The sequence below is a fragment of the Xenorhabdus sp. SGI 60 genome (assembly GCF_056632175.1).
Map to the genome: position 1 here is coordinate 237,378 of NZ_CP196860.1, position 21,535 is coordinate 258,912.

The 21,535-nt window shown below is 51.1% G+C and carries 22 protein-coding genes and 2 pseudogenes; 17 read left to right on the plus strand and 7 right to left on the minus strand.

Going from position 1 to position 21,535, the window contains the following annotated elements; all coding sequences use genetic code 11:
- Positions 1–5: 5 nt before the first annotated feature.
- From ACSJJG_RS01070 to ACSJJG_RS01100, 7 genes are all read left to right on the plus strand, one after another.
- Positions 6–377 carry a hypothetical protein gene (locus ACSJJG_RS01070; RefSeq protein ID WP_481088160.1) on the plus strand — a complete coding sequence of 124 codons (372 nt, stop codon included), beginning with the start codon at positions 6–8 and terminating at the stop codon, positions 375–377.
- Positions 311–1,375, plus strand: a complete 1,065-nt coding sequence (locus tag ACSJJG_RS01075; protein WP_481088161.1) for a hypothetical protein — start codon at positions 311–313, stop codon at positions 1,373–1,375. The genes ACSJJG_RS01070 and ACSJJG_RS01075 overlap by 67 nt, the downstream gene beginning before the upstream one ends.
- On the plus strand, positions 1,302–1,649 hold the full coding sequence (locus tag ACSJJG_RS01080) for a hypothetical protein (RefSeq protein ID WP_481088162.1): 348 nt from the start codon (positions 1,302–1,304) through the stop codon (positions 1,647–1,649). Before ACSJJG_RS01075 ends, ACSJJG_RS01080 begins: the two co-directional genes overlap by 74 nt.
- A 259-nt stretch (positions 1,650–1,908) precedes the next feature.
- Positions 1,909–2,769: an RHS repeat domain-containing protein gene (locus tag ACSJJG_RS01085; protein WP_481088163.1), complete on the plus strand. Its 861-nt coding sequence runs from the start codon at positions 1,909–1,911 to the stop codon at positions 2,767–2,769.
- A gap of 35 nt (positions 2,770–2,804) precedes the next feature.
- Entirely contained in the window at positions 2,805–2,879 is a 75-nt protein-coding gene (locus ACSJJG_RS01090; protein ID WP_481090343.1) for a hypothetical protein, read from the plus strand.
- Between the two features lie 60 nt (positions 2,880–2,939).
- Positions 2,940–3,275, plus strand: coding sequence for a hypothetical protein (locus ACSJJG_RS01095; RefSeq protein WP_481088164.1), 336 nt, complete (start codon positions 2,940–2,942; stop codon positions 3,273–3,275).
- Positions 3,272–3,634 carry a hypothetical protein gene (locus ACSJJG_RS01100; RefSeq protein WP_223281885.1) on the plus strand — a complete coding sequence of 121 codons (363 nt, stop codon included), beginning with the start codon at positions 3,272–3,274 and terminating at the stop codon, positions 3,632–3,634. Before ACSJJG_RS01095 ends, ACSJJG_RS01100 begins: the two co-directional genes overlap by 4 nt.
- Before the next feature lie 71 nt (positions 3,635–3,705).
- Here ACSJJG_RS01100 and ACSJJG_RS01105 read toward each other — a convergent pair whose 3' ends face one another.
- Positions 3,706–4,026: a SymE family type I addiction module toxin gene (locus tag ACSJJG_RS01105; RefSeq protein ID WP_481090344.1), complete on the minus strand. Its 321-nt coding sequence runs from the start codon at positions 4,024–4,026 to the stop codon at positions 3,706–3,708.
- A 167-nt stretch (positions 4,027–4,193) separates the two neighbouring features.
- Here ACSJJG_RS01105 and ACSJJG_RS01110 point away from each other — a divergent pair, with 167 nt between their 5' ends.
- The 4 genes from ACSJJG_RS01110 (at position 4,194) to ACSJJG_RS01125 (ending at position 7,600) form a co-directional block, all read left to right on the plus strand.
- Positions 4,194–5,330, plus strand: coding sequence for an RHS repeat domain-containing protein (locus ACSJJG_RS01110; protein WP_476756475.1), 1,137 nt, complete (start codon positions 4,194–4,196; stop codon positions 5,328–5,330).
- Positions 5,331–5,333: 3 nt separating this feature from the next.
- Entirely contained in the window at positions 5,334–5,786 is a 453-nt protein-coding gene (locus ACSJJG_RS01115; protein WP_189761275.1) for an SUKH-3 domain-containing protein, read from the plus strand.
- A gap of 411 nt (positions 5,787–6,197) precedes the next feature.
- On the plus strand, positions 6,198–6,536 hold the full coding sequence (locus tag ACSJJG_RS01120; protein WP_282885542.1) for a hypothetical protein: 339 nt from the start codon (positions 6,198–6,200) through the stop codon (positions 6,534–6,536).
- 32 nt (positions 6,537–6,568) lie between these two features.
- Positions 6,569–7,600: an IS630 family transposase gene (locus ACSJJG_RS01125; RefSeq protein WP_282885471.1), complete on the plus strand. Its 1,032-nt coding sequence runs from the start codon at positions 6,569–6,571 to the stop codon at positions 7,598–7,600.
- A gap of 110 nt (positions 7,601–7,710) precedes the next feature.
- On the opposite strand, the gene ACSJJG_RS01130 is transcribed toward ACSJJG_RS01125, so the two are convergent.
- The gene (locus ACSJJG_RS01130; protein ID WP_282885473.1) at positions 7,711–8,271 is read right to left on the minus strand and encodes an IS630 family transposase; all 561 of its coding nucleotides are present in this window, start codon (positions 8,269–8,271) and stop codon (positions 7,711–7,713) included.
- A gap of 1 nt (position 8,272) precedes the next feature.
- Complete coding sequence (locus ACSJJG_RS01135) at positions 8,273–8,719, minus strand: helix-turn-helix domain-containing protein (RefSeq protein ID WP_282885474.1); 447 nt, start codon at positions 8,717–8,719, stop codon at positions 8,273–8,275.
- 23 nt (positions 8,720–8,742) lie between these two features.
- Between ACSJJG_RS01135 and ACSJJG_RS01140 the strand changes: the two genes are divergently transcribed.
- Positions 8,743–9,183: a transposase gene (locus ACSJJG_RS01140; RefSeq protein ID WP_481088165.1), complete on the plus strand. Its 441-nt coding sequence runs from the start codon at positions 8,743–8,745 to the stop codon at positions 9,181–9,183.
- Positions 9,184–9,252: 69 nt separating this feature from the next.
- Here the strand turns inward: ACSJJG_RS01140 and ACSJJG_RS01145 are convergent, their stop codons facing one another.
- Both ACSJJG_RS01145 and ACSJJG_RS01150 read right to left on the minus strand, forming a co-directional pair.
- Complete coding sequence (locus ACSJJG_RS01145) at positions 9,253–9,603, minus strand: SymE family type I addiction module toxin (protein WP_481088166.1); 351 nt, start codon at positions 9,601–9,603, stop codon at positions 9,253–9,255.
- Positions 9,604–9,737: 134 nt separating this feature from the next.
- Positions 9,738–10,076 carry a SymE family type I addiction module toxin gene (locus tag ACSJJG_RS01150; protein WP_481088167.1) on the minus strand — a complete coding sequence of 113 codons (339 nt, stop codon included), beginning with the start codon at positions 10,074–10,076 and terminating at the stop codon, positions 9,738–9,740.
- A gap of 385 nt (positions 10,077–10,461) precedes the next feature.
- Here ACSJJG_RS01150 and ACSJJG_RS01155 point away from each other — a divergent pair, with 385 nt between their 5' ends.
- The 4 genes from ACSJJG_RS01155 to ACSJJG_RS01170 all read left to right on the plus strand — a co-directional run bounded on the left by ACSJJG_RS01155 (position 10,462) and on the right by ACSJJG_RS01170 (position 17,124).
- Positions 10,462–12,510: a type VI secretion system Vgr family protein gene (locus tag ACSJJG_RS01155; protein ID WP_481088168.1), complete on the plus strand. Its 2,049-nt coding sequence runs from the start codon at positions 10,462–10,464 to the stop codon at positions 12,508–12,510.
- Between the two features lie 96 nt (positions 12,511–12,606).
- The gene (locus ACSJJG_RS01160) at positions 12,607–13,026 is read left to right on the plus strand and encodes a DUF1795 domain-containing protein (RefSeq protein ID WP_481088169.1); all 420 of its coding nucleotides are present in this window, start codon (positions 12,607–12,609) and stop codon (positions 13,024–13,026) included.
- 187 nt (positions 13,027–13,213) lie between these two features.
- The gene (locus tag ACSJJG_RS01165; protein WP_481088170.1) at positions 13,214–16,840 is read left to right on the plus strand and encodes a PAAR domain-containing protein; all 3,627 of its coding nucleotides are present in this window, start codon (positions 13,214–13,216) and stop codon (positions 16,838–16,840) included.
- A 29-nt stretch (positions 16,841–16,869) separates the two neighbouring features.
- Positions 16,870–17,124 carry an RHS repeat-associated core domain-containing protein gene (locus tag ACSJJG_RS01170; protein WP_481090345.1) on the plus strand — a complete coding sequence of 85 codons (255 nt, stop codon included), beginning with the start codon at positions 16,870–16,872 and terminating at the stop codon, positions 17,122–17,124.
- A gap of 827 nt (positions 17,125–17,951) precedes the next feature.
- On the opposite strand, the gene ACSJJG_RS01175 is transcribed toward ACSJJG_RS01170, so the two are convergent.
- Positions 17,952–18,254, minus strand: a complete 303-nt coding sequence (locus ACSJJG_RS01175; protein WP_481088171.1) for a SymE family type I addiction module toxin — start codon at positions 18,252–18,254, stop codon at positions 17,952–17,954.
- A gap of 105 nt (positions 18,255–18,359) precedes the next feature.
- Positions 18,360–18,656, minus strand: a pseudogene (locus ACSJJG_RS01180) (helix-turn-helix domain-containing protein).
- Between the two features lie 131 nt (positions 18,657–18,787).
- On the opposite strand from ACSJJG_RS01180, the pseudogene ACSJJG_RS01185 reads away from it, so the two are divergent.
- A pseudogene (locus tag ACSJJG_RS01185) lies at positions 18,788–21,435 on the plus strand (CHC2 zinc finger domain-containing protein).
- The last annotated feature ends 100 nt before the right edge of the window (positions 21,436–21,535 follow it).

Here is a 21,535-nt window from a genome sequence, read left to right on the forward strand (position 1 = left end):
ACCGGGTGGAAATCCTGACACTGGAAGGCGCTTCCCTGCATTTTGCCCTGCCCCCGAGCGTTTACTACAGCGTCAACCCGGAGCACCCGGAATTTACACTGAGCCGGCAAAAACAGGGCTTCGTTTTGACCGAACGCAATCAGCCGGTCAAAAATACTTTACCCAACCGGGCATCCCGCCACGGTGCCATCGGCACACAGCGTTGGCAACTGGCTGCCCTGCGTGACCGCAACAACAATGCCGTCGGGTTTCATTACAATGCGCAAGGCCAGCTAAATCGGTTACCCACAGCGACGGCCCGGCGCTGGTCTTGTTGTACCGTGACGATGGTCTGCTGGCCGATATCCGCCGCAGTGACAGTGGTCTCAGTGACGTGATGGTGCGTTATGACTATCACGACAATGGCTGGCTGGCAGAAGCGGACAGTACCCAGCAATTTCACCTGTTCTATAAATACAATGCCCAGGGACCGATCAGCCGCTGGTCAACCGGTTACCAGACGGCCGTTGATTATACCTATGATGCACAAGGCCGTTGTATCCACAGCGTTGGCAGTCGGCGGGTTCTACCCGGTGCAACTGACCTATGCACAGGGCATCACCCGCTCCACCACGCCCAGGGTCATACCACCACCTGGCATTATAACGCCGAACAGCAGGTCACCCGGATTGAAACCCCGTGCGGTCATGTCACGCATTACGAGTATGATGACTGGGGCAACCTGCAACGGCAGATCCTGCCGGACGGGCAGATTCTGCAACTGGATTATCTGGCGGATACCGGGCTGGTGACGGCATTGACCGATGCCAGCGGGGCAACCTGGCAATACCACTACGATGAGACTGACCGCCTTATCAGCATGACCGATCCCCTCGGGCGTGTCTGGTGGCAGCAATACGATGACCATGGCAATGCAGAATGCTTTATTGCCCCGGATGGCAGCAAAACCACGCTGACGCGTAATGCATTCGGCCTGGTTATCGCCGCTGAAGACGATGAAGGGCATAAGCGCACCTGGGAATATGACGAACACCAGCGCCTGAGCCACCTGTTTGATGAAGAAAACCGCAGCCTGCGGCTGGGCTATGACAGCCATGACCGCTTGCAACGACTGGCCTCGGGGGGCGGCGCACTGTGGCTGTGGGAATACGATCGCCATCATCGGGTCGCATTAAGCGATCGCCCGAACAACAGTCTGGAACGATTCCGTCATGACCGCCACGGTAACCTGACCGGCTGGACAGATGCCCGTGGCGTGCCATGGTATATCGAATACGGCCCGTTTGACCTGCCGGTGGCGCGTGTCGACGGCGAAGGAAACCGCTGGCAGTATCGTTATGACCCCGACAGCCTGCAATTACTGGGGCGTCATTAATCCGCAGGGCGAAAGCTACCGTTATACGCTGGATGCGGACGGCCGGGTGGTGACCGAAACCGATTATGCAGGCACGCAATGGCACTATGCCTATGATGGCAACGGTAACTGCATTGAAAAACGGGATGCGTTAGGCAATATCACCCGCGTTGAGTATGATGCGGCCAGCCGCATGACCGCTGTGCACACCCCCGAAGGCACCACCACCTACAGTTACGATATTCTGGGGCGTTTGCTGGCAGTGACGGCGCCGACAGTACGCCCTGACCTTTGAATACGATGATAAAGACCGCATCGTCAAAGAAACGCAGGTATACGGTGATATCCGGCGGGATTACCCGGACAGTGCCACCGTCGAAAGCACCCCCGATAATCAACGCTGGCAGGCAAAAACCGAAGCCAATAACGTCGGTGAACTGCGGCGGGTCAGTTTCAGCGGTGAGCACACGCTCAGCCTTGAGCGGGATGACGACGGCCATGAATGGCACCGTCAGTCAGATAAAGGCTTCATCCTGCGGCAGGAGCATGCCCTGATGGGGCAACTGACGGCGCAGCGTGCCGGGCGCAACACCGAATTCTTTGAAGCCCATGAAGTGGCCGATATTCCGCAACCCACACTGGCGGGACTGGACAGGGAATATCGCTACGACGCGGCACTCAATCTGGTGGCCGCAAACGATGAGCGGCAATGGCTGCGTTATATCGTTAACGGCAACGGGCAGGTGACGTCGGTCAGCGACCGGGATCGTTTGCAGGAACATTATCAGTATGATGCTTCCGGTTATCCGTCGCGCCGTTTTGATGGATTAAATGACATCGACGGGGGAACGGCTGTACCAGAAAGGGCACCGGTTACGGCGCTCGGCCAACACCTGTTTGAGTATGATGATGCCGGGCGCATGACCGCGATGCAGCTGTGGCAGGAAGGACACCGCGCTCAGTTGACCAAGTTTAGGTGGAACAGCCAGAACCAGCTGACTGGCGTGTTGACCCCGGGCGGCCAGCAGTGGGACTATCGCTATGATGCTTTCGGGCGGCGCACCAAAAAAAGGTGCGAACAGTCAGGCGAATGCACCACGTATCTGTGGGATGGCGATGTGCCGGCCGAAATCCGGGAGTACCGGCACAACCGGCTGCACTGTATCCGCCATCTGGTGTTTGATGGCTGGCAGTTGCTGGCACAGCAGGTACAGTTCTTCACCCGGACCCGGAAAACCGCAGTGAACTGCTCGCCGGACCCTTTCGGACCCAGTATGCGGTGTGTGCCCCAACGGGCGAGCCACTGGCCTTGTTTGATACCGCGGGACACCGGGTCTGGCGCCAGCCGCTGCAGAGCCTATTGGCTACGTCTGGGTATACCGGGGGAAAATGCGGCACTTGAATCCGGGTCTTAGAGTTCGCCGGGCAGTGGCTGGATGACGAGAGCGGGCTGGTCTACAATCGGTTCCGGTATTATTCGCCGGTTGCCAGCTGCTTTACCTCACGCCTGATCCCATTGGGTTAGGTGGAGGGGTTAATCATTATGCCTATGTGAAAAATCCGACGTCTGGATTGACCCTTTGGATTGCAACCAAAGCACAGGGGGAGAATTCAGGCTCAGGGGAGCAAATTAGAAGAGTCTTTTGCTTGGGCACAAGATACGCCTATTACAGCAAAAGATGCGTTAGCGGGTCTTGATTCCCTTGAAGCAAGTCTAAGTAACAAAGATAGAAAACTTAGAAAAGCTGAATTTGATAAAGCAAGAAAATTCATTCTGAGTGCGGAAAAAGGCGGTGGAGTTGATGCCCAAGTTAGTAAAACTTTTTTAGTTAAGGGAACTGCTCATGAACGTGTCGATATTGAAGTAACGACAGGCAAGGCTTTTGTTCCTGACTCACCAACAATCAGGAAATGCCCATGATGTTTGAGAACTATTTGAATGACGAACAAGTTTATTGTGAACTTGAAAAATATTGGGATAGCTTATTTTTAAGTATTATCAATGATCGTAGAAGTGAATGGATCATACCTTATTATAATACTCATTATAGTAACGGAATGAAATTTATGGATGCTAATCCCATTTTTTCTGCAAAATCTAAGTTAACCGATAAATCTATAAAAATAATTCAAGAACCGTTAGAAGAGTTAGATAGTGTCCGATATTGGGTAGACTCCAACGGGAAAAATGAACTGGTTGTAATTTGTTCTTTTTCCGAAGAAAACCTATCAAATGTTAAACGTATCATTAATGAATGGCTTGATAATTTAATTAGCTAGTAATAGAAAGCCGGGAATATCCCTGTAATCTCTGGCCTTCTTCTTTTTTAAGCGCGGCTCAGTCCCTGCCCTTAGCGGCTGTTATAGTCGCCAAGCAGTTCCCGCATTCTCAGCTTAATTTCACTGAGCTGGTCTTGCTGGCGCTGGTATTGTTGCTTAATGGTGCGGGTGTCGTCACTGTCAGGAATAAGCACCAAACAGCCGCCCATAATCTTGACGGTCAGAGTACAACCTTTATCGAACCCGGCGGCCTTAAGCCATTGGCCTTTCAGGTGTATCGCAGGCGGGGCGGTGGCCTTGTTATTTTGCGGCACGTATCCCACGGTGTAATAACATTCTGTTTTGGCGGCTTTATTTACCGCCCGGTTTTGCTTAGAATGCGCCTTAGCCATCATTAACTACCTCTATAGTTGGTTGTGGTTAGCATTCTGGTCGTGCTCCAACACGGTCAGAATGCGATCATTTTATGGACTACTCTTTCTTCTTAGCGGCCTGCCTTGCTGAATCCCAGCGCCGTGACTGATGTTACCCTGCCCGCCGTTTTGATGGCGTCAATGAGATTGAGGGGGAACGGCTCTACCAAAAAGGGCATCGGTTACGCCAGGTCGGTCAACACTTGTTTGAGTATGACGATGCCGGTCGCATGACGGCCATGCAGCTCTGGCAGGAAGGCCACCGCCCGCAACTGACCAAATTTCGCTGGAACAGCCAAAACCAACTCATTGGGGTACAGACGCCGGGTGGCCAGCAGTGGGCCTACCGCTATGATGCCTTCGGGCGACGCACTGAAAAGGTGTGTGAGCGGTCGGGCGAGCGCACGACTTACCTGTGGGACGGCGATGTGCCCGCGGAAATCCGGGAGTACCGGCACAACCGGTTACACTGTATCCGCCATCTGGTGTTCGACGGCTGGCAATTGCTGGCGCAGCAGGTGCAGTTTTTTACGCCGGATCCGGAAAACCGCTGTGAATTACTGGCCGGAAAAGTGCAGACGCAGTATGCGGTGTGTGCACCAACCGGGGAACCACTGGCCTTGTTCGATGAAGCCGGTCACCGCGTCTGGCGCCAGCCGCCGCAGAGTTTATACGGGCTGCGGCTGGGCATGCGGGGTGAAAATGCCGACTTCAATCCGGGCTTACAATATGCCGGCCAGTGGCTGGATGAAGAGAGCGGGTTAGTCTACAATCGGTTTAGGTATTATTCGCCAGTGGCCAGTTGTTACCTGACGCCTGATCCGTTGGGATTAAATGGTGGTCTTAATCCTTATTCTTATGTTAAAAACCCAACAAGCTGGGTTGATCCATTTGGCTTATCAAGCTTTAATGCATTTGAATTAGCTCAAAGAAAAGCCAAAGAAGTCAGGGAATACAGTAAAGCTAATGGAATTAGGAGACCAACAGCTACAACGGTTGTTAAAAATACCAGAACAGGTGATGTATTCTATGGTTTTAGTGGCACTAAACCTCAAAAAATCTCAGCAAGACTTGGTGTTGAAATGCCTTCTAAAAGTTTAGAACCTTGGTCAGTAAATAACTGTGGTGAAATTGATGCAGTTAATAAGGCCATAAAAGGTGGTTCTTCTCTTCATGACTTAGAAATGGCAACAGTGCGAACTGGTGATGGAAGTGCATTTCCAAAATGTAAAAACTGCCAATATACATTCAACCGTTTGGGTATCAAAGTATTAACAGGATAAAATATGTGTTATTCATTTAATAATGCAATAAAGGAAACATTACTTATAAATGGGTGGTTTCCTAATAGGTCAATAAATATTGATAAATATTTATCTGTGCTAAAGGAAAAAGGTTATTACGTTCATAATAATGCTCTGAAATTTTTTCATAATTTGGGCGGGATAAAGGTTGAACATGAAGCTTATGCGGATCCAACAGATATAGATGTAAGTGATTTTACTCCGACGAAGCCAGCAGATTGGCTAGATCCATTATGGGTAGAACATTATGAAAGCATAATTAAAAATAGATTATGTCCAATAGGTATAGGCTTTTCTGAACATATGACATTTTTCCTATCTGAATCAGGTGGTATTTATGGTGGATATGATGATTATTTTTGCTTAATAGGAAATGATATAGAATCGGCACTGCAAAATTTATTTTTTGATCATGATTTTACTCAATTAGAATAATAGATTGTTCTGATATGGCTTAATTTTAAAATTAAAGTTAGTCATGTTTATATTATTAAAAGGCTGGAAAGATCCCATGATCTTCCGGCTTTCTTCGTAACCGTCCGGTGATCTCACCTTGCATTGCCAGATAAGCACAAAGTGGGGTTGAGCTAAACGGGTTTTCAGGCCAGGGCAGAAGTTCATTCAATCGGTTGTTCGGCCAGGTGGGTATGGTAGATGTGTATTTATTGAAAACAAAGAAACAGACACTATTAAAGTGCCCTCTCGCGGGATGAATAGTTTTGCTAAAATGGCAGAGAGAGAATAAAATGAACTATGCTGCTTTAATATAAGTACTCAAATATCATGGTATTACAGTTTATGCCTATGGAATATTGAATTTATACAATTTTATAAAAAAGGAAAAACATGTATTTCCCCAGCAACTACCGCCCTGAGATTATCTGCCAGGCGGGTTGGTTTATTCTATCCTATGATCATGACCGACCTTTTTATAGTGAACATCAAACAACGATTGAACTGTACGGCTCTTTTAATCGCATTACGTGTTATTATAAAAAAAGCGGATATTATTTGGATATCCGTTATGAAGGTGAAGAATATTCTGAAGAAATTATGCCAAAGGGTGTTTTCACAGCGACATTTAAACAATTCAATTACGTTAAAAATACACGTCATTATGGTGATTGTATATTTGAAGAAGTTCACAAAAAAGAGGATATACCAATCGTCATTGAAGATGCTTGATTTTTTATCCTAATCCGATCATGCTTGCGACCATGAAAATTCATCTGACACCAGAACAAAAACGCGCCCTTGAATTGATGCATGACACCACTCGAGACAGTCGAGTCTGTGATCGCATCAAGGCCGTGCTTTTGGCTTCAGAGGGCTGGACAGCTCAGATGATTGCACAGGCTCTACGTATTCATGAGAGTACGGTAAGCCGTCACCTAAAAGATTTTATCGCACAGGAAAAGCTCACGCCGGAAAATGGTGGCTCGGAAAGCCATCTCTCTGCCGAACAAACTGCCGCTCTGATTGATTATTTGACGACAAATTTGATGCATACGACCACCCAAATTGTGGCCTATGTCCAAGTGCGTTGGCAGGTTTCTTTCAGTGTGGCTGGCATGACGAAATGGCTTCACCGCCAGGGTTTCAGCTACAAAAAACCCAAGGGCGTGCCGCATAAATTCGATGCAGATAAACAGCAACAATTTATTGATGACTACCAATCGCTGAAAAGTAGAGCGGGTCAGAATGAGCCGATCTTATTTATTGATGCGGTGCATCCTTCCCAGTCCACAACGCTCAGTTATGGCTGGATGAAAGCCGGAGAAAATCAGGTAAAAGTCGTCGAAACCACTGGTAGTCGTACTCGTCTCAATATTCTGGGTGCCCTCAATTTACAACGCATTGAAGACACGGTGATCCGTGAATATCCGAGTATCAATGCTGAAAACATCGCGTATTTTTTCGGGGTGCTCAGGGAAACTTACCCGCTTTCGCAAAAAATCCATCTTATTCTGGATGGTGCGGGTTACCACCGCGCCGAGTTGGTGAAAGAGATGGCGTATGTCCTAAATATTGAGTTGCATTACCTCCCGCCTTATAGCCCAAACCTCAATCCGATAGAGCGATTGTGGAAGTATATGAATGAGCAAGTGCGTAACAATGTTTATTTTCCGGATACGAAAACATTTCGTGAAACCCTTCGTCACTTTTTTCATGTCACTTTGCCAGAAAAAGCAAAAGAATTGACGACTCGACTGACTGATAATTTCCAGATTTTAAAACCATCATCTTGAAGTGAGATTGGTATATAGTTGAGTTTATTAGTTTGGTTCAGGATTTTATCAAACGCGTAGAAGATGAAAGCAATTTGCGTTCACACAGTACAATTACTCATCTTAAGTCCTCAAGAGAAATTAACTGCAAATTGGTGACCATAGCCTGCTAATAATGTATTAATTTCATCTTCCATGGTCTCCTGAGTCCAGGTAATAAAACGTTGCCAATGGTATTTCGCCTGTTTCCAGACAATTTCAATCAGATTCAGCTCTGGGCTGTAAGCGGGAAGATAAAGTAAAATCATATTATGTTCCATCAACCAGCGATGTTTGATTTCTTTATCGATTCCATGATGAATAGGAGCATTATCCAAGACTAAAAATGTCAGACGATTGTCGCCAGTTTTTGCCACTTGCTCTAAAAAATCAATCACATCAGTGCGCGTCATGTTGCCTTGTTTTATCTGATAAAACAGGGTGTTATCGGTGTAATTGAGCGCCCCCAACACTGACCGTCTAACATGATTTTGCGGCTCCGCTTCATGAGGTTCACCCCGTGGGCTCCATCCATATTGCACTGGCGGAGAGGCGGAAAAACCCGCCTCATCAAGGTAAACCAGTCGATAATGACCGGATCGCGCACCCGCCTTAATTTTATTCAATAAGGCCGCTTGTTCAGCAAACGCCACTTCATCGCGTTTTTTTTAAAGACAGGCGAGCTCGCTTATAGGTTAACCCCTGTTTTTTCAGTGTATTAGCCAATGTCTCCAGCGTACAGGGTAGCGGGCCATGCTTGTCCTCAACTTTCTGTGCGATACGGGCTAACGTCAGCGATTCTGCACGAGCGGATTCGACTGCGGTGGCAATCATATCCGGTGTCATGGCGGGATATCGGCCTCCGACATGACCGCCTAATAATCCGGCTATCCCTGAATCATGCCAGGCGTGAACCCAGTCATAGATAACGCGGAGACTACATCCTATCTCATCGGAAATCTGACGAGGCTTGATGCCTCGGGCAAGCATAAGCAGTCCCGTACCTCGTGTGCGGATGTCCCGGTGTCTGTGATTCAAAGCCAATTGTTGTAATGTAAGACGTTCAGGTTCAGACAGGGTGATATTCGATTTCAATTTCATAAGAACAGGCAGTCAGTCTTCGGATGACCGATTATACCACTGATGCAAATAGTTTTTCTGATGAACTTAAGAAAAATAATATAGTAACCGTATACCAATATGTTTATGATCAGATGATAAAAAAAAGACAAGAGTTACGTCGCTATTTATTGGAACCCCTGAATAATAAATTACCCGAAGAATATAAACCGATACGTGAAACTTATTATAACGGCTCAGGGAAAGCAAAAAATTATGTGGAGAAAATGATCATCAAAACAGCAAATGAACGTTTACTTTCCCAATTGGAAGAGATGGATAAACTCCGGTTGTTAAAAAATGGTCAGGATATGGCTTCAATGGAGTGGATGCCTTATGAATATAACAGTATTGTTTATGTTCCCGAAAACCTTAGTCTCTGTTCAATTCTGAAAGAGCTGATTGAGGAGGAAAATAATAATGGAATATCTCGGTTTGTTTATTGAATGTTCATGTTAAAAATAAAATAAACCGAAATTCTATGTAGCTATTCCGGTTTATTTTGATTGAATTGCTCAGGCCAGCAATATCGGCAATTCAGTCCTTATGACAATCCTGCCATACGTAGTATCAACAGTCACAGGATGATCCAATAAACCGCTTTCTGCCAGCCAGTCACCGGCCAGATAAAGCTCGCCATTATCGCGTACCCAGTCGATGCCCTGATGGGGATTAAGTTCGGTTTTATGGAACAAGGCGGCAAGATCAGGTTCAGTTTCTGGCTCAATCAGTGACAAAATTACCCCGTTGGTAAATTGCGTGATATGAAATAACGCCTCGGCGGTAAACCCGATTTCTTGCAGCGTGTCACCGCTAATCACATATGCCGGCAGTTCGGTAAGAGGAGAGGAAAGATAAAGATCCATGAATACATTCCTTGTGTTATTTAACGTGGCAAAAATGCGAACCGCTTCCCAAAATGAAAAAAGGGTAACAGAGAAACAGGAAACGGTTCATTTTTTATCAATGAGTTATTTGTTATTCATTGAAAAATAAGGCATTAAGCGTTTTTTCGCAGCCCGATTTTATTTAACCGGCCGGGAAATTGCTGTAACCAGTGGGCGACGGTGATATCATCCCATTCACCTTCGTTGAGGCTTTTCAGGCAGTGCCACAGTTCATGAAAATTTTGAGCAGTAATAATAAGGCAACCGGGCATCACTCTGATTTTTAACGGATCATGAATGGAAAATCCAGCTTCAAGTAGCCATTTTCCGCTTAAATTAATGGCAGGGATTGTGCGGTTGGAACCTTGGGGGCGGTAAACGACTTTCTGATACCGTTCCGGTTGGGAAATTTTGTAAATACAGATGTCTGTATTAGAATGCGTGTTAGCCATAATAACTAGTCCTCGTGTGAGTTGTTGTGGTTAGCGGTTTTATCGTGTTACGCCACGGTAAAGCCGCGTTCAGATTTCATTGCCTACCTTATCGCCACCTTGCGTAACATTCCATCATCAAAAACAACCTTTGCAAAGCATCTCGCAAAATAAATACTGGATATACATCCATTACAAGTGAACGTGTCAAATCACTCAATAAATCCACTTTTTTGCCGATAATACCAGCAAATTTAATCATAATAGCAGCATGTTTGGCACCGCGACCTGGCGGGCCGCGATGAACAACCTGGAAGTGCGTGATTTTGATGACCTGCCGCATCCGGCCAAAGATCAAACGCCTGCCGTGACACAGGACGGCGGGCATTAATCAGGGAGACTTCCGATGTCATTGAAAAAACACATGACGACACTACAGCAAGGGCAGTCACTGCTTCAGCAGGGCGCGTCCGCCACCCGCGTGGCCTTGCCGACGACGGGGATTGCGGGGCCGGTCGGGGCCGCTACCACCGGTGGACCGGGACTGGCCGAACGGGCTGCCAGCGGCCAGCATGCCGCTCTCAGCGCGCTGCAAAAAGCCAGCCAGGGGCTGCTTGGCGGGGGGGACAGTAATCCGGGCGGGCTGCAATTTACCCTGACCGCCGGTGGCCTGGCACCACAAACCTTTGCCGTCACCGACTTCACCCTGAGTGAACACTTTTCCCAGCCGTTCCAGCTGGAAGTGGGGCTGGCCAGTGCGGATCCGGCGATCGATTTTCCGGCGGTATTGGATCGCACGGCGACACTGACCATTTTGCAGGAAGGCGTTGAACAGCGCAGCATCACGGGAGTGGTGGCCCGCTTTGAGCAGGGTAACACCGGGTTGCACCAGACCACCTACCAGATGAGCATTCGCCCGGATCTGTGGCGTACCACCCTGCGTCAGAATTCGCGCATTTTCCAGCAACTTAATATCGCCGCCATTATCACCACGATTTTGAAAGAGCACGGTATCCGTGACGTGGTGTTCAGCCTGCGCCACGCCCACCCAGAGCGGGAATTTTGTGTGCAATATCAGGAAAGTGATTTCGCGTTTCTGCAACGGCTGACCGCCGAAGAGGGGATTTTCTATTTCTTTGAATGTGGTAACGGGCGTAACACGCTGGTATTTGCTGATGACTGCGGTTCGGTACCCCCGGGTAACGTGTTTCCTTACCAGCCGGGCGATGTGAGTACCACCGGTGAACCGGCCATCAGCAGCCTGACCTGTAGCGCCCAGGTGCGACCGGCCCAGGTGCAACTGAAAGATTACACCTTCAAAAACCCGGCTTGGCCAGCCGAATTCAGCCAGCAGATGAAGGAAGATACCCTGCAACAACGGTATTACGAGCACTACGACTATCCGGGGCGTTTTAAGGATGAAGCGCACGGGAAAGATTTTACCCGTTACCGGCTGGAAGCCCTGCGCAACAATGCCATGACCGGGCAAGGCAGCGGCCATGCCATTGCCATCCAGCCAGGTAAATTATTCACCCTGAGCCACCACCCGCGTGAAGATCTAAACCAGCCATGGCAGGTGGTGGGAACCCATCATGCCGGCAGCCAGCCGCAGGCGCTGGAAACCGCCAACAGCGGCACGGGTACCACCCTGAGCAGCCACTTTCACTTTATCCGCCATAACCAGCACTGGCGCCCGACGCCCCTGCCCAAACCGGTCATCGACGGCCCGCAGATTGCCGAAGTGGTGGGACCGGCCGGCGAAGAGATTTTCTGTGACCAGTACGGCCGTATCCGCCTTCAGTTTCCGTGGGATCGTGACGGCAAGAGCGATGACCAGAGTTCGTGCTGGATACGGGTCACCCAACCGTGGGCGGGACAGGGCTGGGGGATGCTGGCTATTCCGCGTATCGGGCAGGAAGTGGTGGTGGACTTTCTGCACGGCGACCCGGATCAGCCCATCGTCACCGGGCGCACCTACCATGCCAGCAATATCCCGCCGGGCACCCTGCCGGGCAGCAAAACCCAGATGGCCTTCCGCTCCAAAACCCACAAAGGCGAAGGCTACAACGAGCTGCTGTTTGAGGATGCGAAAGGCAGTGAGCGGCTGGCGTTACATGCGCAGCGGGACATGGATACCACCGTACTGAATGACCGCTCGACCCGCGTGATGCACGACCATACCGAAAGTGTCGGACACAATCAGGCGCTCAGCGTGCGGGCGGACCGGCATAAAGAAGTTATCGGCCTGGAAGTGAGCAGCATCGGGACACGGCAGGTCACCGTGGAAAAAACCAGCGTACTCAGTGCCAAAGGACAAATTACCCTTCAATCCACCGAGAGCGGTATCACCCTCGGCAACACCAAAGGGAGTATCTCGATTGATGCGGACGGCAATATCCATATTACCGGTAATACCGTTATTGTGAACGGCAAAGAGGTCATCACCCTGAACTGATACCGGGCAGACCAACAACAGACTGCACCCCCGCCCAGCCGGATTTTTCGGCGGCGGGCTGAATATCAATCAGATAAAAAAGTGAAAAGGAAAATCATGAGCACACTCCCCTACCAGATGAACGAAGGCACCCTGACCCTGCCTGCCGGCTGGCGTGATGAATCGATGCACGTGTTTGTGCTGCCGGATGACAGCGGCGTCAATCTGGTGATTAACCGCACCCCGGTGCCGGCAGGCACCGACAGCCAGACGTATTATGAACAGACACTGACCCAGTTTGTCACCCACCTGCCGGGGTATCAGGAGCATCAGCGGCTGCCAATCGAACTCAGCGGAGACATCGCATGGCGGCTGGATTACCAGTGGCAAAGCCCGGAAGGGGAAATGCACCAGACGGTGGTGCTGCAAATCCGGAACAGCCAGCTGCTGGCGTTTAACCTGACCTCGCCACAGCCCATGAACAGCGGGCAGCGGGAAGCCTTACTGGCGGTGGTGAACAGTTTTCAGGCAGCCTAAGGAGAGGCCGATATGGGATTAGGTGATGACATTATTACCCGGATTGCCCGGGTCGGGGCCACCCATGCCCGGCCTCCCCTGCCGCCGGCGGGCGGTGCCAGAGGGCCGGCAGCAGCGCGTCAGGGTGACCCCATTCAGCATAAGAGCTTCTTTGGTGCCCTGATGGGGGCGGTGGCCGGTGCCCTGATTGGGGCCGCCATTTTTGGGGCGGTGGGGTTCTGCGTGGTCGGCTTACCGGTGGGCCGGCACCCGGCGGATTGGGGGCACCCTTCTGGCGGCGGCCGCAGGCAGCGGGTTAACCTACCTGGCCAGCGATGCCATTGCAGCCGCCAGCTCGGCCGTCACGGACTTTATCGACAGCTTCGGCTCACCGGACGGGGTGTTGAGCGGGGGTTCCGGTAACGTCATCATTGAAGGAAAACCCGCAGCACGGGCCACCGTCGATATGGCGGCGTGCAGCAAACACCCGGCACCGCCCCTGATAGCGCAGGGCAGTGAATCCGTGTTTATCAACGGTCAGCCTGCGGCGCGGGCCGGTGACAAACTGGTCTGTGGGGCGGCCATCAAAGGGGGCGCGAGCACGGTCTTTATCGGCTCCGGTCAGGGAACTTACCTTGAGATTGAAGAAGAGTTCTCCGGCTGGCAGCGGGCATTACTGGTGGCGGTGGAATTTCTGGTGCCGCCGACACGCGGAATGCTCAAAGGCGTGGGTAAACTGCTGACCAAAACCGGTCGGCAGGCGGTACTGGCCGGCGCAAAACTGGGTGCCAAAAAAACCGGTAACGTACTGAGAGGTAAAACCCTGAGCTGTACCAAAGCCGCGTTTAAAGCCAATAAAGGGGTTAAACGTTTCACTCAGGCCACCAAAAAATTCTTCTCAGGTGACCCGATAGACGTGACCACCGGCGGCCTGTTTGACCAGCGCACTGAGTTTGAACTGGGGCAGACGATCCCCCTGACCTTTACCCGCAGCTGGTCACCGGGATTGCGGGGTCTGCTGGGCGAAAACTGGCTGGACAATTTCTCCGAGGCCGTGATAGTCACCGGTGACCGGGTGGAAATCCTGACACTGGAAGGCGCTTCCCTGCATTTTGCCCTGCCCCGGAGCGTTGACCACAGTATCAACCCGGAGCACCCGGAATTTACACTGAGCCGGCAAAAACAGGGCTTCGTTCTGACCGAACGCAATCAGCCGGTCAGAAAATACTTTACCCAACCGGGCATCGCCGTGACTGCCGGCACACAGCGTTGGCAACTGGCTGCCCTGCGTGACCGCAACAACAATGCCGTCGGGTTTCATTACAATGCGCAAGGCCAGCTAAATCGGGTCACCCACAGCGACGGCCCGGCGCTGGTCTTGTTGTACCGCGACGATGGTCTGCTGGCCGATATCCGCCGCAGTGACAGTGGTCTCAGTGACGTGATGGTGCGTTATGACTATCACGACAATGGCTGGCTGGCAGAAGCGGACAGTACCCAGCAATTTCACCTGTTCTATAAATACAATGCCCAGGGACTGATGAGCCGCTGGTCAGACGGTGACCAGACGGCCGTTGATTATACCTATGATGCACAAGGCCGTTGTATCCACAGCGTCGGCAGCGGCGGGTTCTACCCGGTGCAACTGACCTATGCACAGGGCATCACCCGCTCCACCACGCCCCAGGGTCATACCACCACCTGGCATTATAACGCCGAACAGCAGGTCACCCGGATTGAAACCCCGTGCGGTCATGTCACGCATTACGAGTATGATGACTGGGGCAACCTGCAACGGCAGATCCTGCCGGACGGGCAGATTCTGCAACTGGATTATCTGGCGGATACCGGGCTGGTGACGGCATTGACCGATGCCAGCGGGGCAACCTGGCAATACCACTACGATGAGACTGACCGCCTTATCAGCATGACCGATCCCCTCGGGCGTGTCTGGTGGCAGCAATACGATGACCATGGCAATGCAGAATGCTTTATTGCCCCGGATGGCAGCAAAACCACGCTGACGCGTAATGCATTCGGCCTGGTTATCGCCGCTGAAGACGATGAAGGGCATAAGCGCACCTGGGAATATGACGAACACCAGCGCCTGAGCCACCTGTTTGATGAAGAAAACCGCAGCCTGCGGCTGGGCTATGACAGCCATGACCGCTTGCAACGACTGGCCTCGGGGGGCGGCGCACTGTGGCTGTGGGAATACGATCGCCATCATCGGGTCGCATTAAGCGATCGCCCGAACAACAGTCTGGAACGATTCCGTCATGACCGCCACGGTAACCTGACCGGCTGGACAGATGCCCGTGGCGTGCCATGGTATATCGAATACGGCCCGTTTGACCTGCCGGTGGCGCGTGTCGACGGCGAAGGAAACCGCTGGCAGTATCGTTATGACCCCGACAGCCTGCAATTACTGGCAGTCATTAATCCGCAGGGCGAAAGCTACCGTTATACGCTGGATGCGGACGGCCGGGTGGTGACCGAAACCGATTATGCAGGCACGCAATGGCACTATGCCTATGATGGCAACGGTAACTGCATTGAAAAACGGGATGCGTTAGGCAATATCACCCGCGTTGAGTATGATGCGGCCAGCCGCATGACCGCTGTGCACACCCCCGAAGGCACCACCACCTACAGTTACGATATTCTGGGGCGTTTGCTGGCAGTGACTGCGCCCGACAGTACGCCCCTGACCTTTGAATACGATGATAAAGACCGCATCGTCAAAGAAACGCAGGTATACGGTGATATCCGGCGGGATTACCCGGACAGTGCCACCGTCGAAAGAACATTGCTCACCCCCGATAATCAACGCTGGCAGGCAAAAACCGAAGCCAATAACGTCGGTGAACTGCGGCGGGTCAGTTTCAGCGGTGAGCACACGCTCAGCCTTGAGCGGGATGACGACGGCCATGAATGGCACCGTCAGTCAGATAAAGGCTTCATCCTGCGGCAGGAGCATGCCCTGATGGGGCAACTGACGGCGCAGCGTGCCGGGCGCAACACCGAATTCTTTGAAGCCCATGAAGTGGCCGATATTCCGCAACCCACACTGGCGGGACTGGACAGGGAATATCGCTACGACGCGGCACTCAATCTGGTGGCCGCAAACGATGAGCGGCAATGGCTGCGTTATATCGTTAACGGCAACGGGCAGGTGACGTCGGTCAGCGACCGGGATCGTTTGCAGGAACATTATCAGTATGATGCTTCCGGTTATCCGTCGCGCCGTTTTGATGGATTAAATGACATCGACGGGGAACGGCTGTACCAGAAAGGGCACCGGTTACGGCAGCTCGGCCAACACCTGTTTGAGTATGATGATGCCGGGCGCATGACCGCGATGCAGCTGTGGCAGGAAGGACACCGCGCTCAGTTGACCAAGTTTAGGTGGAACAGCCAGAACCAGCTGACTGGCGTGTTGACCCCGGGCGGCCAGCAGTGGGACTATCGCTATGATGCTTTCGGGCGGCGCACCGAAAAAAGGTGCGAACAGTCAGGCGAGTGCACCACGTATCTGTGGGATGGCGATGTGCCGGCCGAAATCCGGGAGTACCGGCACAACCGGCTGCACTGTATCCGCCATCTGGTGTTTGATGGCTGGCAGTTGCTGGCACAGCAGGTACAGTTCTTCACCCCGGACCCGGAAAACCGCAGTGAACTGCTCGCCGGAGCCATTCAGACCCAGTATGCGGTGTGTGCCCCAACGGGCGAGCCACTGGCCTTGTTTGATACCGCGGGACACCGGGTCTGGCGCCAGCCGCTGCAGAGCCTGTACGGGCTGCGTCTGGGTATACCGGGGAAAATGCGGCACTGAATCCGGGTCTTAAGTTCGCCGGGCAGTGGCTGGATGACGAGAGCGGGCTGGTCTACAATCGGTTCCGGTATTATTCGCCGGTTGCCAGCTGCTACCTCACGCCTGATCCCATTGGGTTAGGTGGAGGGGTTAATCATTATGCCTATGTGAAAAATCCGACGTCTTGGATTGACCCTTTGGGGTTAACGGTAAGTGCGGCGAGACGGTTTCTGTTTTTCGAGTTGAAACAGACCACGCACATAGTAAAATTTTTATTGATGAGAAAGGAAATTTTCTATTGCTGATGAAGAAAGGAAATGTTTCTTATTTTTCCATTTTAAAGAAAGTATAGCCATCAAGGGAAAGAATAATAAACAAAATCACTGTTTCTGTGAATCTAAAAGCAACAGCTATTAGGGAAAGTATTAAGATTAAAGCATAGAATCTGCCTACAGTTATTTAAAAAAACCAAAATCAAAGTTTTTAAGATAATGAATGTTGAGTAAATTATTAAATTAGTACTGCCAAGTTGATGTTATAAATATGCACCAAATAAATATGCCACATAAAATTGATGATAAAAAAATGGTAATATTATCACCTTTTCTGTTTCGTGAAAATATTGTATTATGATTGATTATATTGCAAATTTTAAGATATAGTATAATCCCTTTATATGTGGTTAAATAATATAGATGAAGTTTTATGAATCCATGAGAATAGTTATTCCAATTTGGCGAAAATGTATAAAATTCATTTAATACCTAAATTGTTTATTATAGCTGTTATTCTAATGAAGACTTTAACATTTTGCGCATATATGAAAGAACTTGATTTATTTGACTCGTAAAGAAATTGTAAATTACCCGAGATTCTGAAGGCATTGGCTTACTGGCTACACTTTAAACCAATCAGAACGGGAATGCTTTAAAAGAAGTTTATTAAATGTATAAATATAAGAATAGCTTATGAATTTCCCAGGGGAATTATTTAAAGGTTCTATTTATGAAAATTGGAACATATTAAAGTCTAATTTGAATTTAAATTTAAAAAAAAAGAAGAGAGCCGGAATGATCCCATAATCTTCCGGCTTTTTTAAGAGCCGCTCAGTTCCTGCTCTTAGGGCTTTTTTCTACCCACCAATCAGTTCGCGCATCCGCAGCTTAATCTCACTGAGCTGGTCTTGCTGGCGCTGATACTGCTGCTTGATGGTGCGGGTGTCATCGCTGTCAGGGATCAGCACAAAGCAACCATCCATAATCTTCACGGTCAGGGTGCAACCCTTATCAACCCGGCAGCCTTGAGCCACTTTCCCATGGTACGCAGGCGGGGCTTTGGCCTTGTTATTTTGCGGCACGTATCCCACGTTGTAATAACGTTCGGTTTTGGCGGCTTTATTTACCGCGCGGTTTTGCTTAGAATGCGCCTTAGCCATTATCAACTCCTTATAGTTGCTTGTGGTCAGCGGCATTGGTGTGTTGCAACCACAACAGCGCCGCGTTAAATCAGGTCATCCAAATAGCCGTTTTGCCTGATGTTTTTAATTTTGAGGGGCTTCCAATATCTCAGTGACAGAGCGCTGCTCTTCTTCATCCATCTGTTTAACCGCCTAAAACTTCAGCTAAGTTCATCCTGCGGCTCGCGCTCGTCCCCTCAAATATCAGCCAGTCCGCGACACGCTAAACGTGACGGCAATCCGCTTCAGAATGTCCAAAGAGGGCTGTGCCTCGCCAGACTCGTAACGGCGACCTTGTGTCAGGTGTATACCGACCCGTTCAGCCATCTGGGGCTGAGTCAGACCTCTGCTTACGCGGCCGAAAATTGCAGAAAAACTCATCAATATGTTCCGTTTCTTTATCAAATGAGTTCCATTATCGCCCCCTGTTTTATAGACTTGACTAAGTGACTCTATAGAGCATATAATAATATCTATAGAGAGCATTGACAAGGTTTTAAAAGGGCATTTTTATGGCCCGCATCCCGGAAGCAGAATTACAGCACCTGAAATCCGCCGTTCCCTTAGTGGCTGTTATCGAGCAGCAAGGGCGGCCGCTTTTTAAACGTGGCAAAGACCGGATTGTGCCCGTTCCATGAGGAGAAAACGCCCTCGATGGTGATTACCCCGTCGAAAAATCTTTATCACTGCTTTGGCTGCGATGCGGGAGGCTCAGTACTCGACTGGGTGATGAAAACGGAGAATCTAAGTCTGCGTCATGCCTGTGAACGGTTGCGGGCGCTGCTTGGCAACAATCCGGCGGTCGAGCCGCTGGTTGCATCGTCAGAGCTGCTTCGGGATGCGGTCGGGCAGCAGGCGCTGCTGTCACGGGTGGTTGAGTTCTATCACCAGACTTTGCTAAATGCGCCGGAAGCCCATGAGTATCTGAAAAAACGCCGCCTTGATCGTCCTGAGCTGGTCAGTCGTTTAAGCTCGGCTTTGCCAACCGGACACTCGGTTATCGCTTACCGGAGAAGAAAATCAAAGCGGGCGCTAAGATCCCGTGCCCGGCTTCAGGCGGTCGGGCTAATGCGGGAGAGCGGGCACGAACGCTTCAGCGGCTCGCTGGTTGTGCCGGTGATCGGTCTAGAGGGGCAAATACAGGAAATGTATGGCCTAAAAATCTCCGATCGCTTGCGGGCAGGCACACCGCGGCATCTGTATTTACCGGGTGAACATGGCGGCGTCTGGAATGAAGCGGGGGCTGGTTGGCCTCCGGTTATCCTGTGTGAATCTCGATAGATGCGCTGTCGTTTTGGTGCGGGCTATCGCAATGTCACCTGTTCGTATGGGGTTCACGGCTTTACCCCAACCATCGGGAAGCCTTTCCATGAGTATGAGAGCAGGTGCTTATTGCCTATGACAATGATAAGGCAGGCAATGACGCCGCCGTAGGGCTGGCGGCAGAGTTCGGTAGTCAATGCGGCTGGACGTCTGGCGGGTGGTGTTCCCGGCAGGCCGCGACGCCAATCGTTAGCTGCGACGTGTTAAACCGGAAACGGCTTTCGGTCAGTTACTTGAGAATCCGCGCAATGCTGTGAACCCGCAAAAATCTTATACTGGAGCCTACTCCCGCAGTCTGCTTCCCGCGCCCGCGGCCTTAGGCCCAGAGCCGGGGCGTGGTGACAACGCTGGAGGCCAACGGGGATGTTGTTTATCAAGACGGGCACGGAGTGGCGGCTGCGCGGTGTGCCGCCGAAAATCGGTGCGGTCATGAAATCAATGTGCAGTTGTTGGACAAAAACAGGGGGGCGCTGTTCGTGGATAGTCTCGATATCCTGAGCGCCCGTGCGCGTTACAGTTCTCGCGCCAGCCGGCTGAACTGGCCTGACCGACCCCTATCAAGCGGGCACTGGGGCGGGTGTTACTGGTACTCGAGCAACGTTCAGTGGTCGCCGCAGAAACGGCGCGCCAGTCCTTGCCAATTCCGATTGTAATGAGCAGCAGTCTGCTTTGGTGTTGTTGCAAGACCCACAACTGGTCAGCCGTATTACCGCTGACTTAGCCGCCTGTGGGGTCGTCGGTGAGTCCACCAATCTGTTAGCGGGCTATCTGGCAGCGGTGAGCCGAAAGTTACCCAAACCCTTAGCCGTCCTGATCCAGAGCAGCAGTGCCGCCGGCAAATCCTCCCTGATGGATGCGGTTCTCAATCTGATCCCCGAAGAAGAACGCATCCAGTACAGCGCCATGACCGGCCAGAGCCTGTTTTATCTGGGTGAAACCAATCTCCAGCACAAGATTTTAGCCATCGCGGAAGAAGAAGGCGTCGCAGGCGGCCTATGCGCTCAAGCTGTTGCAGTCAGACGGTGAGCTGACGATGGCCAGCACGGGTAAGGATGAGGCGACGGGCAACCTGGTCACCAAAAGCTACACCGTCAAAGGCCGGTGATGCTGATGCTCACCACAACGGCCATTGATATGGATGAAGAACTGCTCAATCGTTGTCTGGTGCTGACGGTCAACGAATCCCGCGAACAGACCGAAGCTATCCATGCGTTACAGCGCCAGAAGCAGACGCTCGAAGGCTTGCTGGCTGAGAACGAGCGCGACTATCTGACGCAGCTTCACCAGAACGCCCAGCGGTTGCTGAAACCATTAAATGTCGTGAACCCCTATGCCAGCCAGCTCACCTTTATGAGTGATAAAACCCGTACCCGCCGCGACCATATGAAATACTGACCCTCATTCAAAGTATCGCCTTGTTGCACCAGTACCAGCGGACATCAAGACCGCCGTACATCGTGGCAGATGACTTAAATACATCGAAGTGACCAAAGACGATATCCAGCTGTGGAATCAGTTGGCGCATGAAATCTTAGGCCGGACGCTCGACGAAATGCCGCCGCAGACGCGCAAGCTGTTGCTGCTGATACAGCAGATGGCGCGCGCAATGGCAGCAGAGCAACAGTGCGCCCTGAACACCATTCGCTTTACCCGACGGGATATCCGGGCTTACACGAACTGGAGCGACAGCCAGCTTAAGCTGCATTGCCAGCGCTTAAGTGATATGGAGTACCTGCTGATCCACGGTGGCAGTCGCGGGCATCTGTTGCAATACGAACTCCTGTGGGACGGTGACGGCGACAGCGCCCACTTAAGCGGCCTGATCGTGCCTGTATGATCCTCGCAAGTCTGGGTTCCTCTAGCGCAAGTCTATCCTAAGTCTGCCCCAAGTCGGGGCTAAGTCTGGGTAAGCAAAATCATCGTAAGGCCACAGCCAG